Genomic DNA, 17,861 nt, shown 5'->3' with positions numbered 1-17,861 from the left:
AAGCCTCAGCCCTCGATCGAGAGGATTTCGCGACCGTTATAGTGACCGCACGACCCGCACAGGTTGTGGGGACGCTTCAGTTCGCCACAGTTGGGGCATTCCTGGAACGACGCGATCGTGAGCGAGTCGTGGCCACGGCGCATGCCGCGCTTGGAGGGCGAGGTTTTTCTTTTGGGGACGGCCATTTCGGCACCTTGTTCAATCTAAAGGTCGGGGCTCCGAGTACGTCCGGACACGGGACACAGGCAACCGACAAGAATGCCGGCCGCCTGAAGCAACCCATGCGGCCTGACGCTCGCGAAGCGTGGCGCTATAGCGATTTCACCCCGCGTTGCAAGCTTCCGCCCCCCAAGTTGCAACCCCTGATGTCCAGTGGCAGGGCATGCGCCTGACAAAAGACCTGATATTCGAGGGGCAACGCCGTGATATTACCGGTAACGCTGACGATCGCCGCGGCCGCCGCCGTCGTCAACCTGTGGCTCGCCTTCCGAATCGTGCCGATGCGCGTGAAGGAAAGCGTGCTGATCGGCGACGACGGCAACCAGCGCTTGCAGGCGCGGATGCGCGCGCACGCCAACTTCACCGAATACGCGCCGTTCATCCTGATCCTGATGGGGCTGATCGAGCTCGCCGGCGGATCGACGCTTTGGCTGTGGATCGCCGGCGCGGTGTTCGTGATCGCGCGAATCGCGCACGCGTTCGGGATGGACCGGACGACATCCAGCGCACCACGGGCAGGGGGTGCGCTGGCGACCTGGGCGTTGATGGCGGTGCTGGCCGGATGGGCGCTGACGATCGCGTATCAGGCGAACAGCGTGCCCACTGCCAAGACCTTCCAGGTCGTGCCGTCGGGTGGCCGGGCATGAGCGCGCTTCGTCTATTGGGTGCCGCCACCCTGCTGGCCGCATCACCGGGCGCCGCGCAGGTATCGCCAGAGCGGTTGTCCGCCGACGTGAAGACGCTCGCCTCCGACGCGTTCGAGGGCCGTGCGCCCGGCACCCCCGGTGAGACCAAGACGATCGCCTGGCTGATCGCACAGTTCAAGGCGATGAAGGCGCAACCCGGCGGCCCGAACGGCAGCTGGACGCAACCCGTACCGCTCGTCCACACTCGGATGGCCTCAGGCACCGTCCGTGCCGGCGACACCGCGCTGGTGCAGGGGCGTGATGTCTATCTGAGCACGGTCCGCGGCGTTGACCGCGTCGCGATCGAGAACGCACCGATGGTGTTCGTCGGCTACGGCGTCAGCGCGCCCGAGCGCGGCTGGGACGACTTCAAGGGCCTCGACCTCAAGGGCAAGGTAGCCGTGTTCCTCGTCAACGATCCCGATTTCGAGACGGTCGCCGGCGACGATGCGAAGGGCAAGTTCGGCGATCGCCGGATGACCTATTACGGTCGCTGGACGTACAAATACGAGGAGGCCGCGCGACGTGGCGCGGTCGGCGCGCTGATCGTCCACGACACGGCGGGCGCGGGGTACGGCTGGAACACCGTCACCGCCCCTGCCGGCGAGAATTACGACATCGTCCGGAAAGACCCTGAATCGCGGGTGATGCTTCAGGGCTGGCTCGAAGGTGGCGCAGCGACCCGGTTGTTCGCGGCCTCGGGCCTCGACCTGGCGGCGTTACGGAAAGCGGCGCGGCGGAGCGACTTCCGCCCGGTCGCGCTGAAGCAGGCGTTCACCACCGACCTGCCGGTCAAGCACGACACCGCCGTGAGCCAGAACGTGCTCGCCAAGCTTCCCGGCACGAAGCACGCGGACGAAGTCGTGATGTTCGGCGCGCACTGGGACGCCTACGGCATCGGCGCGCCCGATGCGCAGGGGCGCACCATCCGCCCCGGCGCCAACGACGACGGCCTCGGCGTAGCGGGCGTCCTCGAACTCGCGCGTAATTTCGCCAAGGCCCCCCGCACCGACCGCAGCCTCGTCTTCGCGCTGTGGAGTGGCGAGGAGCGCGGGTTGCTCGGTTCGGAGACCTATGCGGTGAACCCGGTCTATCCGGCCGCCAAGACGGTCGCCAATCTGACGCTCGACATCCTCCAGACGGCTGGCCCCGCGAAGGACGTCATGCTGGTCGGCGCCGGGCAGAACAGCCTCGAGGGCATGCTCGGCGACGCCGCCAAGGCGCAAGGCCGCGTCGTCACCCCCGAAGCGCTCCCCGAACGCGGGCTGTTCTACCGCGCCGACCATTTCTCGGTCGCGCGGCGCGGCGTGCCGACGCTGCTGCTGATGGCGATCAGTGGCGCGCCCGACCTGGTCAAGGGCGGTCGGACCGCGGGGCAGGCTTGGCTCGACGGCTATATGAAATGCTACCACCAGACGTGTGACGCGTGGGGCGCCGACTGGGATCTGCGCGGCGCGGCGCAGGACGTGGACCTGTTCAAGACGATCGGCACGAAGCTGGCGAACAGCCGGTTGTGGCCGGAATGGCGCGATGGGTCGGAATTCAAGTCGGTGCGGTCTGAAAGCGCGGGGGAGCGGAAGTAGAAGGACTGTCCTCCATAGAGGCGACCACCCCGGCGAAGGCCGGGGCCCAGTTGGAAAGGTCCCGGTAACGGAGCGCTACCTCAGCAAACTTCGTCCCCCAACTGGGCCCCGGCCTTCGCCGGGGTGGGGCCGTTAAGAGGTAGCGTTGCTGCCTCTTCTTGTTCTCCCGCGAAGGCGGGAGCCCAGGGTTACAGGCGCCACCGCGTGCTATCCTGGACCCCCGCCTCCGCGGGGGAACGGTAGAAAGCTATTCCGCCAGCGCCCGATCGCTAACGAACATATTCGTCGCCCGCTCATGCGCGAACGTGCTCGCCGGCCCATGCCCTGGAATAAAGCTCGTATCGCTCCCCAGCGGCCACAGCTTCTCGACGATCGACTTCACCAGCGTCTCGTGATTGCCCCCGGGCATGTCTGATCGCCCGACCGACCCCTGGAACAGCACATCCCCCACCTGCGCGAACTTCGACGGCGCGTGGTGGAAGATCACGTGACCCTCGGTATGCCCCGGCGTCTCGTATACATCGAGCATCAGATCCCCGACCGACACCGTGTCGCCCTCGACCAGCCACCGGTCCGGCTCGAAATTCACCCCCGAAATCCCGTATTTCGGCCCATCCTGATCGAGCCGCTGCAACCAGAAGCGGTCCGCCTCGTGCGGCCCCTCGATCTGCACGCCGAGGTCGTTCGACAGCCGCTTCGCACCGCCCGCGTGATCGATATGGCCATGCGTCAGCAGGATCTTCTCGACCGTGACCCCCGCCTGTTCGACCGCCGCCATGATCCGCGGCAGGTCGCCGCCCGGATCGATCACCGCCGCCTTCATCGTCGCGGTGCACCAGATGATCGTGCAGTTCTGCTGGATCGGCGTGACCGGCACGATGGCAGCACGGAGCGGGGGCGCAGCGCGGAGGGGAGGATTTGTCATGCCCTCGAAATAGGATAGCGCGCCCGTAGGAGCAATCGCCGCTTGCGGTTTGCCTCGCGCTCCGTGCAACAGTCGCGACGATGTGGACCGCGCCCTTCGTTTTGCTCGATGACGCCCGCGAGGGGGGTGCGCCTGCACGATTGTACCGCGATCCCGTCCGGATCGTGCGCGCCGACACGCTTGCCGAGATCCGCCCCGCGCTCGACGCACTCCGCGACGCCCGCAAGGAAGGGCTGCACGCCGCCGGATACCTGACCTACGAAGCCGGCGCCGCCCTCGCATCGAGGCCGGTCGACGTCCGCACCGAAGGCCCGCTGCTCTGGTTCGGCCTGTTCGCCGAGTACGACACGATAGCGCCCGAAGACGTTGCCGCCCTCCTCCCCGACCCCGCGGGCGCATGGACCGGTGCGCCCGAGCCGCTGATCGACCGCGACACCTACGACGCCAGCCTGACCCGCGTGCTCGACCTGATCGCGGCGGGCGACATCTACCAGGCCAACCTCACCTTCGCCGCCACCGTCCCGTTCGTCGGCGACCCGCTCGCGCTCTACGCCCGGCTGCGACGCCAGGCGAAGGCGGGCTACGGCGCGTTGATCGACACCGGCGAGACGCGCTTCCTGTCGCTCTCCCCTGAACTCTTCTTCGCGTTCGACGGCGACACGCTCACCTGCCGCCCGATGAAGGGCACCGCACCGCGAGGCGACACGCCCGATGCCGACCGTGCGCTCGCCGAAACCCTCGCCGCCGACCCGAAGCAGCGCGCCGAGAACCTCATGATCGTCGATCTGATGCGCAACGACCTGTCGCGCGTCGCCACCCAGGTCACGGTCCCCGACCTGTTCACCGTCGAGACCTATCCGACCGTCCATCAGATGACGTCGACCGTCACCGCAACCCTGAAACCCACGTGCGACGCAGTCGATGTCCTGACCGCGCTGTTCCCCTGCGGCTCGATCACCGGCGCGCCCAAGCAACGCGCGATGGAGGTCATCGCCGAGGTCGAGCACGCGCGCGTTCGCGGCATCTACACCGGCGCGATCGGTCGCTTCGACGCGAACGGCGACGCCATATTCAATGTCGCGATCCGCACATTGGCGATCCAGAACGGCGCGGCGACGATGAGTCTCGGCTCGGGCATCGTCGCCGACAGCGCAGCCGACGCCGAATGGGACGAATGCCACGCGAAGGGCGCATTCGTCACCGCCGGCCAGCGCCGCTTCGACCTGATCGAAACTATGGCGTTCGATCCCGACGACGGCCTGACCCGCCTCGAAGCGCATCTCGCGCGGATGAAGGCGAGCGCCCAGGCCTTGGGCTTCACCTTCGACCGCCACACCGCGCGCAACGAACTCCAGGCCGCCACCTTCCGGTTGCGCGGACCCCGCCGCATCCGCCTGCTGCTCAGCCCCTCCGGCGCGATCGCGATCGAGGCGGCACCGCTCCCGCACTCGCCTGCGCAAGCGACCGTCGCGATCGTTCCGCTGCCGGTGGCCGCGACCGACTTCCGCCTCCGCCACAAGACGAGCGCCCGCGCTTTCTACGACGACGCCCGGAAAGCCGCGGGAACGTTCGAGGTGGTGTTCGAGGACGCCGACGGCTTCCTGACCGAAGGCAGCTTCACGTCGCTGTTCGTGCAGCGTGGAGAGGCGCTGGTCACCCCGCCGCTACGGCATGGCCTGCTTCCCGGCATTCTCCGCGCCGACCTCCTCGAATCGGGTCGTGCAACCGAAGCCCCGCTGACCCGAGCCGACTTGACCGCCGGATTCTTCATTGGAAATGCGGTCCGCGGGCTCATTCCCGCCATCGTTACGGTTGCGAATTCGACCGATCGGCGCGTATAGCGCCCGCGAATTCCGCGGCAACGCTCGCGGACAACCGCAAAGGTTACACCATGCACGCATCCGCCGCGCTCGGCCGCATCAGTCCCTCGCCGACGCTCGCGATCACCTCGCGCGTTCTCGAACTGAAGCGCGCAGGCGTCGACGTGATCGGGCTTGGCGCGGGTGAACCCGATTTCGACACGCCCGACTTCGTGAAAGAGGCCGCGATCCAGGCGATCCGCGACGGCAAGACCAAATACACCAACGTCGACGGCACGATCGAGCTCAAGCAGGCGATCGTCGCCAAGTTCGCGCGCGACAACACCCTCACCTACACCACCGACCAGATCAGCGTGAACGTCGGCGGCAAGCACACCTTGTTCAACGCGATGGTCGCGACGATCGATCCGGGCGACGAAGTCGTCATCCCCGCGCCCTACTGGGTCAGCTATCCCGACGTCGTGCAGTTCGCGGGTGGCGTGCCGGTGATCGTCAAGGCGGGTCCCGAGGTCGGCTACAAGCTCGATCCGGCCGCACTCGACGCTGCGATCACCTCGAAAACCAAGTGGGTGATCCTCAACTCGCCGTCGAACCCGACCGGGGCCGGCTACACGATCGACGAGCTGAAGGCGCTCGGCGCGGTGCTCGCGAAGCATCCGCACGTCTGGATCTTCGCCGACGATATGTACGAGCACATCGTCTATGACGGCTTCAAGTTCGCGACGATCGCGGAGGCCTGCCCCGAGCTGTTCGAGCGCACGCTGACCGTCAACGGCTGCTCGAAGGCCTATGCGATGACCGGCTGGCGGATCGGTTACGGCGCCGGCGCATCGTGGCTGATCAAGGCGATGGCCAAGCTCCAGTCGCAGTCGACCTCGAACCCGTGCTCGATCGCCCAGGCCGCCGCTGTCGCCGCCCTCAACGGCGACCAGTCCTTCCTCGCCGAACGCAACACCGCGTTCCAGGGCCGTCGCGACCTGGTCGTGGCGATGCTCAACGAGATCGACGGCATGCACTGCCCCACCCCGGAGGGTGCGTTCTACGTCTACCCGTCGTTCGCCGAGCTGATCGGCAAGACGACGCCGAACGGCCGCCTGATCGACACCGACGAGGCGATGGTCGGCTATCTGCTCGACGACGCCAAGGTGGCCGTCGTGCAGGGCGCCGCGTTCGGCCTCAGCCCCGCGTTCCGGATCAGCTACGCCACCTCGGACGCGCTGCTCCGCGAGGCCTGCACGCGCATCCAGACGGCGTGCGCCGCGCTGAAGTAATACGAAGCTGAACGATCCTCCCCCGCCAGGGGGAGGTGGCTGGCCCTTGCCAGACGGAGGGGGAGGCACACGCCAGATCATGGAATCGGGCGGAAACAGCGCATCATCGCTCCGGTCACCTTCGGTGCCACCTCCCCCTGGCGGGGGAGGATCGGAAGGTTCGAGCAACAATCGAGACACGCGGCGACATCTTCCGGCAACCCTGCCGGGCGATGCCTGCTGCACGATGAACGCATCGGCCACGGCGCGTTAATCGAGAGTTTCTAAAAACGACATTGTGGTTGGCCGGCATCTCTACGACATGCCGGTCCGTAACTGACGCTGACCTATCCGGTCGGCGCCATCACTGGGTTTCATTGGGATCGCATCATGCGCAGCATCGTAAAGTCGAGTTTCTTCTGGCAGTTCAGCGGCGGTTTCGTCCTCGGCGCCATCGGCTTGCTCGCACTGCAGCCTGCCGAAGCCCGCCAGACCTTCGCCAGCCATTTCGAGCACAGCGTCTCCGCCACCGCGCGATAAGCGCGTCGATGGCCTAGCGAAGGCGAACGGCAACCCCATGTATCAAAACATGAAAAAGCCGCTTCTCGCCACGCTCGCTGCCGTCGGTATCGCCGGTGCGTTTATTGCCACCAGCACCGCGCAGGGCGCCCGCGCCGTCGTCATCCCCGCCGTCAAGACCGACCTTCCCGCAGCGCCCGGTATCCAGACCGCAGTGCTAGCGGGAGGCTGCTTCTGGACGATGGAAGCGGTGTTCGAGCATGTGAAGGGCGTTAAGGCCGTCACGACCGGCTATGCCGGCGGCACGAGGGCGACCGCGACTTACGACCAGGTCTCCGCCGAGACGACGAAGCATGCCGAAGCGATCAAGATCGCCTACGACCCCCGTGTGGTGAGCTACGGCACGCTGCTCCGCGTCTATTTCTCGATCGCGCATGATCCGACGACGTTGAACCGCCAGGGCCCGGACAGCGGGACCAGCTATCGCTCGGCGATCTTCCCACAGTCGCCCGCCCAGGCGCAGGTCGCGCGCTCATACATCGCGCAACTCGGTGCCACGCATGCGTTCTCCGGGCCGATCGTAACGAAGCTTGAGACCGGCGCGTTCTATCCGGCCGAGGCGTATCACCAGAATTTCTACGACCGAAACCCGACGCATCCGTACGTCGTGATGTGGGACAAGCCGAAGGTAGCCGCCTTCCGCGCGGCGTTTCCGACGATTTCTAGCTGAGCGGGCACCTGCTGTCAGAGCCACCACCCCGGCGAAGGCCGGGGCCCAATTGGAAAGGTCGAAGTAACGGCGGCCTAACCTCCGTTATAAAACGCTCGCAATTGGATCCCGGCCTTCGCCGGGGTGGTGGCCTTTTTATCTGATCAGCGACAAACCTCAGGCCGCAACCGGAAACCGCAGCATCCGGTCCGCCACCGGCACCATAGCCTCGGCGCCAACCCCAACCGCACGCACGATCTCCGGATGGTCCACGTCCAGCCCGCCAGTCAGCGACCCGAACGCCGGCAATATCATCTTCGTCGCCGTCGCCACGAAACACCGCCGCGCGACCTGCTTCCCCCGCACGCGCAACCGAAGCTTCGGATGGAAATGCCCCGACAGTTCCGGCCGCGTCTCCGCCCGGTCCGCTTCGTGGCGCAGCACCAGTCCATCGACGACGACCTCGTCCACGACCTCGCCGCCACACCGATCGAGGATCGCCGGATCGTGATTGCCCGTGATCCACGTCCAGCGCGTCCCGTCGGTCATCGCCCGCAGCATGTCCTGCGCGCGCTGCGGCAGCCGCTCGCACCCTTCGCTGTCGTGGAAACTGTCGCCGAGGCACCAGACTTCGCGCGCGCCAGTCGCGGCGACCAGCGCGGTGAGATCGGCCAGCGTCGCGATCGAATCATACGGCGGCAGCATCTGGCCGCGCTTGGCGAACCAGCTCGCCTTCTCGAAATGCAGGTCGGCGACCAGCAGCGCACGCCGCTCCGGCCAGAACAGCGCGCCTTGCGCCAACGCCAGAAGCGCATGCCCGCCGAACGAAAAGGGAACCATCCCCCCGCCATGCCGCCCCCGCCGCACCGAATCAACCCGCCATCGTCGCGAACCGGGTGGGGCTTGCGCATGCCCCCAATCGGCGTAAAGCGCGCCGTCCCCTCAGGAGGAGCGCTCTTCGCGCCATGACGTCCGTCGCCGGAACACCCCAAACTGCCGCTGTACCGGAAACGCCTGGCGATCTGTCGGCGGCGCATCTGCATCCGCACCCCGCACTCGCCGCGCTGACCGTCGGCGCGATCGGCGTGGTGTTCGGCGATATCGGCACCAGCCCGCTCTACGCGTTCCGCGAGGCACTCGGCCAGACGTCCGCAGGCGGCATTGATCCGACCGAAATCCTTGGCGTGCTGAGCCTCGCGCTCTGGTCGCTGTTCCTCGTCGTGACGGTCAAATACGTCATCTTCCTGATGCGCGCCGACAACCAGGGCGAGGGCGGCGTGCTCGCGCTCGCGGCGCTCGCCCGTCGCGCGCTCGGCATGCGGTCGCGGATCGCGATCGTGCTCGGCGCGGCGGGCGCGTCGCTGTTCTACGGCGATGCGATCATCACGCCGGCGCTTTCGGTGCTCTCCGCGATGGAAGGCCTGCGGACGATCCCCAGCGCCGCCCACATCTTCAACGAGGGCGTCGTCCGCGCGCTGACGATCGCCATCCTGATCGGGCTGTTCCTGATCCAGTCGCGCGGCACGGCGCAGGTATCGAAGCTGTTCGGCCCGGTCTGCATCCTCTGGTTCGTCGCGATCGGTGCGCTCGGCATCTGGCATATCGCCGACGAGCCCTCGATCGTCCGCGTGTTCCTGCCGACCTACGGCATCTCGTTCCTCGCCACGCACGGCGTCACCGGGCTGTTCGTGCTCGGCGCGGTGTTCCTGACCGTCACCGGCGCCGAAGCGCTGACCGCGGACATGGGCCATTTCGGCAAGCTGCCGATCCGCATCGGCTGGTTCTTCCTCGTCTTCCCGGCGCTCGCGCTCAATTACCTGGGGCAGGGCGCGTTCGCCTTGTCGAGGCTCGAGGATGCGGCGGCGCGCGGCGTGCCGTTCGTCAATCAGGACTGGTTCTTCCTGATGGCGCCCGAATCGCTGCGCCCCGCGCTGATTATCCTCGCCGGCTTCGCGACGGTGATCGCCAGCCAGGCGGTCATCACCGGCGCATTCTCGCTGACGCAGCAGGCGATCCAGCTCGGCCTGCTCCCGCGCCTGCGCATCCGCCAGACGTCGGCGGTGTTCGCCGGCCAGATCTACCTGCCCGCGATCAACTGGCTGTTGCTGATCGGCGTGCTGGTGCTGGTGATCCAGTTCAAGACGTCGTCGGCGATGGCGGCCGCGTACGGCATTGCGGTGACCGGCACGATGGTCGTCACCACCTTGCTCGCGTACATCGTCGTCCGTCACCGCTGGAACTGGTCGCGCCCACTCGCACTGGCGGCGATCCTGCCGTTTTTGACGCTCGACCTGATCTTCTTCGGCGCGAACATCCTGCGCGTTATCGAGGGGGGCTGGGTGCCGCTGGTCATCGCCGCCGCGATCGGGCTGATCATCTTCACCTGGGTGCGCGGCAAGAAGATCGTCAGCGCGTTCGAGAAGCGCCAGAGCATTCCGCTCAGCGATCTCGCCTCGGCGTTGGAAAAGCGTCCGCCCGAACGTGTGTCGGGAACGGCGGTGTTCCTGACCGGCAACCCGCATGCGACGCCTGGTGCGCTGCTGCACAATCTCAAGCACAACAAGGTGCTCCACGAGCGCAACCTGATCGTCAGCATCCGCACCGCGGACCGGCCGTTCGTCGAGGAGTCTCAGCGCGCCAAGGTCGAACGCGTCGACGACAATTTTTCGATCGTCGTGCTGACCTACGGCTTCATGGAATCCCCTGACGTGCCCCGCGATCTCGGCGTCGGCAACAAGACGGAACAGCTCGGGCTCGACCCGATGCGCACCTCGTTCTTCATCGGCCGCAACACGCTGAAACCCGATGCGGAAAAGGGCATGCCGCCGTGGCAGGACCGAATCTTCCTGTTCCTGCAGCGCAATGCCAGCGACCCCACTGACTTCCTGAAGATCCCGCCGGGCAAGGTGCTCGAACTAGGCGAACAGGTCACGGTGTAAGCCGAGAGCGGTGCGGACGGTTTCGGAGCCGGAAGCGCGTGCTCCCTCGCCCCTCCGGGGGGAGAGAAGGGGCCCGCGGCGCCTGCCGTGGGAAGGGAGAGGGGCGTTGGGACACACAGTCTCGAGCCCCAAGCCCCTCTCCCTTCCGTCGCCTAAGGCTCCTCCCTCCCTCTCCCCGAAGGGGCGAGGGAAGGCCTCGTTACCCAGCAAACGCCTTCACCAGGGCGAACATATAACCCGGACGTCTAAACTCTCTCGCCCCCCCGGGGAGAGGGAAGGGGCCCGCGGCACTTGCCGTGGGAAGGGAGAGGGGCGTTGTCGGGCACCGTCCCGAGCCTCACACCCCTCTCCCTTCCGTCGCCTGCGGCTCCTCCCTCCCTCTCCCCGAAGGGGCGAGGGACGTGGCACTCACCCCGCGAATGCCTTCACCAGATCGAACAAATAATCCCGGCCGTCATACAGCGAAGCCACCCGGATGCGCTCGTTGAGCCCATGAATACCCCCCATATCCTTGTCGATAAACACCCCCGGCGCCCCATAGACCGGGATCCCGATCGCCTCGAAGAAGATGCCGTCCGTCGCCCCAGTCGACATCAACGGCAGGATCGGCAGGCCGGGGAAATGCTTAGCCGCAACCTTCGTCACCGGCCCCATGATCTTCGGATCCAACGTCGGCGGGATCGCAGTCGGCCGCACCGGCTGGTTCGCCGTCACGGTCACCTTCGCCCCCGCCAGTTCCTTCAGCTTGGCGAGCGTGCCCTCCACCGTCTCCCCCGGAAAGATCCGGCAGTTGATGTTCGCGGTCGCGCGCTGCGGCAAGGCGTTCTCCGCATGCCCTGCGCTCAGCAACGTCGCCACGCACGTCGTCCGGAGCGTCGAGTGCATCGCCTTGTCGCGGCTGACGATCGCATCCGCCGCCTTGTCCTCGGGGTTTGCGAGCAGCTTCGTGATCGCATCCCCCATCTCGCCCGGCATCGCCTTGGCACTCGCCGCGAAGAACGCCTTGGTGGTGTCGGTGAACTTCACCGGAAACTTGTAGCCCTGGACTGCCTTCACCGCATCGGCGAGTTCGTAGATCGCGTTCTCGGGAACCGGCTGCGAGCTGTGCCCGCCCGGATTGGTCGCCAGGAACGTGTAGTTCTGCGCAGCCTTCTCGCCGACCTGGATCGCGAGCAACTGGCGCTTGCCGTTATCGTCGAGCCGCCCGCCGCCGCCCTCGTTCAGCGCGAACTCCGCCGCGATCAGGTCGGGCTTCGCCTTCGCCAGATACTGCGCGCCGTTCCATGCGAACGTCGTCTCCTCGCCGCAGGTCAGCGCCAGCTTGATCGTCCGCTTCGGCTTGTAGCCGCTCGTCTTGAAGCGGATCATCGCGTCGGACCAGATCGCCGCCTGCGCTTTGTCGTCGACGGTGCCGCGCGCGTAATAATAGCCGCCTTCCTCGATCAGCTTGAACGGATCGCGCACCCAGTCCTCGCGCTTGGCCTCGACCACGTCGAGATGCGCGAGCAGCAGCATCGGCTTGATCGACGCGTCGGAGCCCTTCAGCACCGCGACCAGCCCGCCGTCCTTGGGATGTTCGGGTACCGAGAAATAGGTGACGTCCGCGTCCGCATAGCCCGCGGTCTTTAGCCGCGCACCGATCTGCGCCGCCGCCTGCGTACAGCTACCAGCGGACAGCGTCGTGTTGGTCTCGACCAGCTCTTTGTAGAGCCCGAGAAACGCCTTCTGGTCGGGTCGCGATTGCGCCTGAGCGGAGAGCGCCGTTGTCACGGGGGTCGTCAGGATTGCCGCCGTGAGTAGCCAGCCAGTCGCGCGCATCGTCGTCCCCTTTTCGTTTCCGGCGGGAGAGTTGCAGCGAACGCACCCGGACGCAACCTCAGCGGCGCAGCTCGCCACGACGGCGCGTCTCGCGCGGCAAGGTGAGCCGCACCTCGCGGTTGGCGAAATCGATGTCGACGCGGCGGAACAGTTGCAGCACGTCCATCCCGAGCAGCATCGCGGGACGCTCGGCAAGGCCGAACAGGCGGAACGGCGGTGCATCGACAGCGGTGAACGCCACGGGCAGGTCGCCTAGCGTCAGGCTGCCGATCGTGACGCGGTCGATCGTCGTATAGTCGGCGATCACGGTCTCGCCGGTGACGCCGGTGAGCGACACGGGCTGCGACGCCCCCGCGCTGCCCAGTCCCTTGCGCGTCACCTTCCGGCGGAGCGCGGCATTGGCCATGCTGACCGAGGTGCCGGTGTCGAGGATCACGCGGATACGGATGCCGTTGCAATAGGCATCGGTTACGACGAGTTGCCCGAACAGGCTGCGCGCCCGGATGACGATTTCGTCTGGACTCGCGCGCTCGCGGCTCTGCCGTTTGCGGGAGGGTGTGACGGTCATCGTGTTGGTGTCGAAGTCGATTCCCACCGCGTGGGCCTGCAACGCATCGATTCCGAGCAGCCCGCGCGCGCCGAGATTGATCGCACTGATCGCGGGCGCCTCGATCGCCGCGCTGCCGATCACGCTGACCTTCAGCGAGGGGATGACGACGGTGCCGATAGCGCTCGATCCGGTCATGCCGGTAACGCGGACGATGCGGCCTGGCGCGAGGCCGAGCGTTGCGGCGAGTTCGCGCGCGATGACGGTCCGCTGGGCGCCAGTATCGACGACGAACGCGAACGGTCCTGCGCCCGCGATCGTGACCGGCACCGTCATGCGGGCCTGGTCGTCACCGAACAGCAGCGTGGCGGGGTCGGGTTCTGTAGCGGATGCTGCGCCGGAAGGAGGTGCAGCATCGGGGCGTGGAGAGTCTGCGTCCTGAGCGCTGGCCTGGGCGGCGATGCCTAGCAATAGAGGGGCTAGCCACCTGTGCATGCTGCAAATGCTGCGCCCGATTTCACGCACGTGCAACTACCGTTGTTAGGGACGAACGCCGCTACAAACTGCACCACCCCGGCGGAGGCCGGGGCCCAGTTGGAAAGGTGGCAATAACTGCAAGCTGCCCTTCGTTAGCAGCGTCCCCCAACTGGGCCCCGGCCTCCGCCGGGGTGGTGTGTTTGGGTGGGGTGAGGCGCCCCTCAATCCGGCCGCATCGCGTCGGCGATCATCGCTTCCGCCTCGATCAACAGCGCGTCGTCCGAGCTGTTCGTCGATACCTTCTCCCGCCCGATCAGCGTCAGCACCGGCACTGCGAGCGGCGTCACGCGCTCCAGATCGACATGCACCATCGTCGCCGCCGCACGGTCGAGCAGCGACGCCAGCCGCCCGACATCGGTCATCCGCGCGCGCGCATCCGCCCACGCCGCCTCCAGCAACAGATGCGTCGGCTCGTACTTGCGCAGCACGTCGTAGATCAGGTCGGTCGAGAACGTCACCTGCTTGCCCGTCTTGCGCTTGCCCGGATGCTGGCGCTCGACCAGCCCGCCGATCACCGCGACCTCGCGAAACGCGCGCTTCAGCAGATGCGATTGCTGCACCCATTCGACGAACTCGTGTTCGAGGATATCCGCCGAGAACAACGCCGCCGGGTCGGTGATCTTCTCCAACCCGTACACCGCCAGCGCATAATCATTGGCGACGAAGCCGAGAGGTTTCAGTCCCTGCGTCTCCATCCGCCGCGTGATCAGCATGCCAAGCGACTGGTGCGCGTTCCAGCCTTCGAAGCTGTACGCGACCATGTAGTGCCGCCCCTCACGCGGGAACGTCTCGACCAGCAGCTGGCCGGGCTCGGGCATGACCGATCGATACGCCTGCATCTCCAGCCATTCGCGCACGTCGTCCGGGAAGCGCGCCCAGTCGCCTGAATGCGCGAGAAAACCGCGGACGCGGTCGGCGAGGTTGGTCGACAGTGGCATCCGGCTCCCCCCGTACGTCGGGATCCGCGCCGGCTTCGACGTCGCGCGGACCACCAGATCCTCGAGGTCGATCTTCATCACCTCGAGGCTGAGCCCTGCGAAGAAGAACGTGTCGCCATGGCTCAACTGCGCCGCGAACGCCTCCTCGACGCGGCCGAGCACACGGCCATTGCCGAACCGCACGTTGAGCATCGTCGCCTCGACGATGATGCCCGCGTTCAGCCGGTGCTGGCCGATGAACTTGGGGTGGCTGACCCGCCACGTCCCGTCCGCGTCCTTGGTCAGTCGCTTGAACCGGTCATAAGCCTTCAGCGAATAGCCGCCGTCGCTGATGAAGTGCAGCACGCGCTCGAACGTTTCGGTCGGTAGCGCGGAATAGGGGAGGGCTGAGCGAATCTCGTCGAGCAACGCAGCTTCGTGGAACGGGGCCGCGCATGCGCACGCCATCACGTGCTGCGCCAGCACGTCGAGCGCACCGACTCGAAAAATGTCCGCATCTAGCTCGCCTGCCTCGACCGCGTCGAGCGCCGCGCGCGCCTCCAGATACTCGAACCGGTTTCCCGGCACGACGATCGCCTGCGACGATTCGTCGAGCCGGTGGTTGGCGCGGCCGATCCGCTGCAACAGCCGCGACGATCCCTTCGGCGCGCCCATCTGGATCACGCAATCGACATTGCCCCAGTCGACGCCGAGGTCGAGGCTCGACGTCGCAACCAGTGCTCGCAGTTTCCCCTCCGCCATCGCGTTCTCGACTTTTCGCCGCGCCTCCTTGGCCAAGCTGCCGTGGTGGACGCCGATCGGCAGATTGCTCGAATTCACCTTCCACAAATCCTGGAAGATGAGTTCCGCCAGGCTGCGCGTGTTGCAGAACACGATCGAGGTTTCGTGCGCCTCGATCTCCGCCATCACCTGCGCGGCGGCATAGCGGCCCGAATGCCCCGACCACGGCACGCGGCCCTCGGGGAGCAAGATCGCGATGTTGGGATCCGCACCCGCCTCGCCGCGGACCATCGCGACCTGGTCGATATCGCCATCGGGCGCGAGCCACGCGCGATAGCCGTCCGCATCCGCGACCGTCGCCGACAACGCAACGCGGCGCATCCCCGGCGAAATCTTCTGAAGCCGCGCCATGCACAGCGACAACAGGTCGCCGCGCTTGCCGGTCGCGAACGCGTGCACCTCGTCGACCACGATCGTACGGAGGTTTTCGAACATCGTGATGCTGTCAGGGTAGCTTAGCAGCAGCGACAGCGATTCGGGCGTGGTCAGCAGGATTTGCGGTGGCTTGATCCGTTGCCGCGCCTTGCGGTCCGAAGGCGTATCGCCGGTGCGCGTCTCGACGCGGATATCGACGCCCATCTCGTCGATCGGCGTCAGCAGGTTGCGCTGGACGTCGACCGCAAGCGCCTTCAATGGCGAGACGTACAGCGTGTGGAGACCGGTGGTCGGCGCCTCGATCAGTTCGGCCAGCGTCGGCAGGAACCCGGCGAGCGTCTTCCCCGCACCGGTCGCCGCAACCAGCAGGGCATGATGCCCGGCGCGGCCTTCGGCCAACATCTCCAGCTGATGCCGCCGCGGCCGCCACCCGCGCGACGCGAACCAGTTTTCGAGGGGAGGGGGGAGGTCGCTCACGGCCTGTTCACGCATCATCGTCATATGGGGGCGTTGCGCCGCACCGCTATGGACGCGGCGCAAACGGCCGGCACACTGCCAAGCCTCTCTATATGAAAGACGATCGGTGACGCTTCTTCGCTTCTTGCTGCCACTGCCACTGCTCGCTTTTCTTCCCTTCGCCAACGCCAGCGCGGCGACCAAGTCCTTCCTAGGGGCCGGCGGCATGGTCCGGCTGTCCTACCCGTCGGCGCTGACCCCGACGCGCAACTTCGCCGGCCGCGCCCTGATGAACGCCGGTTGGCGTCAGATCTGGGACGGCAGCCTGGTCGGTCGCGGCGTCGGCATCGTCCGCTTCTGGCAGGTCGCCAAGCCAAGCGACGGCCAAGGCCAGGTCACAGAAATGGTGCAGGTCGGTTTCAGCCGCAGCGCCGCGGTCGTCGCGACCTGCGGCACCGCGGGGCTGAAGTCGGGAAGCGGTCGGCGCCTGCCCAACCGGATGCTCGGCGGTCACCGCTGGACGGTCTATGCCAACGGCGACGCGGGGATGAGTCAACAGGTCAACGCGACGAACCTGCGCACCGTCGTCGACGGCACCTGCTACGCGGTCGATCGCGTCACCTACGCGGTCAAGGCGGCGGCGCCGGCACGCAACGCGCCGACCCAGGCGGTCGCCGCGGCCCAGATGGACGCGATCGTCGCGACGATTAAAATAGGCCGCCGCCGCTAATCCGGCGTTCCATGCGATCGGCTCCCGCGAGGTGCGGCGTTGAGACTTGAAGCTATCCTCTAGCGGTCGAGCCGATCGCCGATCTTCGAGCGATTGCTGCTCCAATACAGGTACATAGCGCGGCCGATAATCGCCGCCGCCGGCACCATCCCGACGCCCTGTTGCTCGAGCGGCACGCGACTGTCGGCGGATCGATCGCGATTGTCGCCGAGCACGAAGACATGGCCCGGCGGGACGGTGACCTCGCGCGTGTCGTCGAACAGCGACGTATCCGTGTCGAGTATGCGATGGCTGGAGCGCTCGCCCGGCAGGCGTTCCGTCAGGATCGTCGCAGGATGTCGGCCTTCGATATCGTCGACCATCATCCTGCCTTCTGCATGCTGCGCGACCGGGACCCCATTCACGATCGGCAAGCCAGCGCCCATCGCGATCCTGTCTCCCGCAATCGCCGCGATCCGACTGACCCGGACGCTGTCGGCCGCCTGGAAGACGATCACGTCGCCGCGCGTCGGTGGCCCACGCCAGCGCATGTCCACGGCGAACTTGTCACCGCTGCCGATCGTCGGCGCCATACTGTCGGACGGTGCGAAGAACGGCTTGTAGAAATGGTGCATCATCGGCGGCACGCGTTCCCAAAGGCCGAGTAAGACCACGGCGATCAGCGCCAGCGCATACCAGCGCGACCACCAAGGTTTCGGTCCGCGAAGCCTGCTCTTGCGCCATGTGAGTATGATCGGCACGACGTAAACGGCACCGAACAACGCGATGACCAGCACCAGCGCCGCTACCGCGACACCGTAACCTGAGATGGGAAGGTGCCCCAACCCGAACGTCACAAGTGCGGCGAGTGCGAACTGCGCCATGAAAGTCAGCGCCGCGCCGCGCCGATCTCCGACGCGGATCAGCCCAAGTCCGGGCAGGATCAGGTTGAGCGCGGCGACGCCTACCCGTGCTGGCCCGCTTCGCCGGTCGGCCGGGTCTTCTATCGTATCGTTCATGCGACATCCCCCCGGTGAGCGCACGCATCGTA

Annotated in this window: 15 protein-coding genes; 8 read left to right on the top strand and 7 right to left on the bottom strand. The window is 66.6% G+C overall.

The genetic code is table 11. The features are described 5' to 3' along the window. Positions 1-5: 5 nt before the first annotated feature. Positions 6-185, bottom strand: coding sequence for a 50S ribosomal protein L32 (rpmF, locus tag ASE69_RS19290; RefSeq protein ID WP_056054400.1), 180 nt, complete (start codon positions 183-185; stop codon positions 6-8). A 237-nt stretch (positions 186-422) separates the two neighbouring features. Here rpmF and ASE69_RS19285 point away from each other — a divergent pair, with 237 nt between their 5' ends. After that, a complete protein-coding gene (locus ASE69_RS19285) occupies positions 423-866 on the top strand; it encodes an MAPEG family protein (protein ID WP_056490128.1) in 444 nt (147 codons plus the stop codon). Then, complete coding sequence (locus tag ASE69_RS19280; RefSeq protein ID WP_056490125.1) at positions 863-2,488, top strand: M28 family metallopeptidase; 1,626 nt, start codon at positions 863-865, stop codon at positions 2,486-2,488. The genes ASE69_RS19285 and ASE69_RS19280 overlap by 4 nt, the downstream gene beginning before the upstream one ends. A 247-nt stretch (positions 2,489-2,735) precedes the next feature. On the opposite strand, the gene ASE69_RS19275 is transcribed toward ASE69_RS19280, so the two are convergent. Continuing rightward, a complete protein-coding gene (locus ASE69_RS19275; protein WP_056490123.1) occupies positions 2,736-3,413 on the bottom strand; it encodes an MBL fold metallo-hydrolase in 678 nt (225 codons plus the stop codon). 80 nt (positions 3,414-3,493) lie between these two features. On the opposite strand from ASE69_RS19275, the gene pabB reads away from it, so the two are divergent. From pabB to msrA, 4 genes are all read left to right on the top strand, one after another. Further along, positions 3,494-5,254 carry an aminodeoxychorismate synthase component I gene (pabB, locus tag ASE69_RS19270; protein ID WP_056490121.1) on the top strand — a complete coding sequence of 587 codons (1,761 nt, stop codon included), beginning with the start codon at positions 3,494-3,496 and terminating at the stop codon, positions 5,252-5,254. Positions 5,255-5,304: 50 nt separating this feature from the next. After that, the gene (locus ASE69_RS19265) at positions 5,305-6,504 is read left to right on the top strand and encodes a pyridoxal phosphate-dependent aminotransferase (protein WP_056490117.1); all 1,200 of its coding nucleotides are present in this window, start codon (positions 5,305-5,307) and stop codon (positions 6,502-6,504) included. A 369-nt stretch (positions 6,505-6,873) separates the two neighbouring features. Next, complete coding sequence (locus tag ASE69_RS22680) at positions 6,874-7,023, top strand: hypothetical protein (protein ID WP_165895481.1); 150 nt, start codon at positions 6,874-6,876, stop codon at positions 7,021-7,023. 49 nt (positions 7,024-7,072) lie between these two features. Next, on the top strand, positions 7,073-7,732 hold the full coding sequence (gene msrA / locus ASE69_RS19260) for a peptide-methionine (S)-S-oxide reductase MsrA (RefSeq protein ID WP_056490370.1): 660 nt from the start codon (positions 7,073-7,075) through the stop codon (positions 7,730-7,732). Positions 7,733-7,888: 156 nt separating this feature from the next. On the opposite strand, the gene pdeM is transcribed toward msrA, so the two are convergent. After that, complete coding sequence (gene pdeM, locus ASE69_RS19255; RefSeq protein ID WP_056490113.1) at positions 7,889-8,551, bottom strand: ligase-associated DNA damage response endonuclease PdeM; 663 nt, start codon at positions 8,549-8,551, stop codon at positions 7,889-7,891. A 125-nt stretch (positions 8,552-8,676) separates the two neighbouring features. Between pdeM and ASE69_RS19250 the strand changes: the two genes are divergently transcribed. Further along, entirely contained in the window at positions 8,677-10,650 is a 1,974-nt protein-coding gene (locus ASE69_RS19250) for a potassium transporter Kup (RefSeq protein WP_082453242.1), read from the top strand. A 408-nt stretch (positions 10,651-11,058) separates the two neighbouring features. Here the strand turns inward: ASE69_RS19250 and ASE69_RS19245 are convergent, their stop codons facing one another. The 3 genes from ASE69_RS19245 to ASE69_RS19235 form a co-directional block, all read right to left on the bottom strand. Further along, entirely contained in the window at positions 11,059-12,468 is a 1,410-nt protein-coding gene (locus ASE69_RS19245; RefSeq protein ID WP_056490112.1) for a M20/M25/M40 family metallo-hydrolase, read from the bottom strand. 58 nt (positions 12,469-12,526) lie between these two features. Next, the gene (locus tag ASE69_RS19240) at positions 12,527-13,510 is read right to left on the bottom strand and encodes an aspartyl protease family protein (protein ID WP_056490107.1); all 984 of its coding nucleotides are present in this window, start codon (positions 13,508-13,510) and stop codon (positions 12,527-12,529) included. A gap of 203 nt (positions 13,511-13,713) precedes the next feature. Further along, positions 13,714-16,137 carry a ligase-associated DNA damage response DEXH box helicase gene (locus ASE69_RS19235; RefSeq protein WP_082453258.1) on the bottom strand — a complete coding sequence of 808 codons (2,424 nt, stop codon included), beginning with the start codon at positions 16,135-16,137 and terminating at the stop codon, positions 13,714-13,716. A gap of 91 nt (positions 16,138-16,228) precedes the next feature. On the opposite strand from ASE69_RS19235, the gene ASE69_RS19230 reads away from it, so the two are divergent. Beyond that, the gene (locus tag ASE69_RS19230) at positions 16,229-16,831 is read left to right on the top strand and encodes a hypothetical protein (RefSeq protein WP_156362410.1); all 603 of its coding nucleotides are present in this window, start codon (positions 16,229-16,231) and stop codon (positions 16,829-16,831) included. A 59-nt stretch (positions 16,832-16,890) separates the two neighbouring features. Here ASE69_RS19230 and lepB read toward each other — a convergent pair whose 3' ends face one another. Then, positions 16,891-17,829 (bottom strand): signal peptidase I, encoded by a 939-nt coding sequence (gene lepB, locus ASE69_RS19225; protein ID WP_056490101.1) that lies wholly within the window; start codon positions 17,827-17,829, stop codon positions 16,891-16,893. Positions 17,830-17,861 lie beyond the last annotated feature (32 nt).

Source organism: Sphingomonas sp. Leaf208 (assembly GCF_001421415.1).
Classification (GTDB): domain Bacteria; phylum Pseudomonadota; class Alphaproteobacteria; order Sphingomonadales; family Sphingomonadaceae; genus Sphingomonas.
Note: the sequence above shows the minus strand (reverse complement) of the source record. Positions and strands in the feature narration are given on the sequence as shown.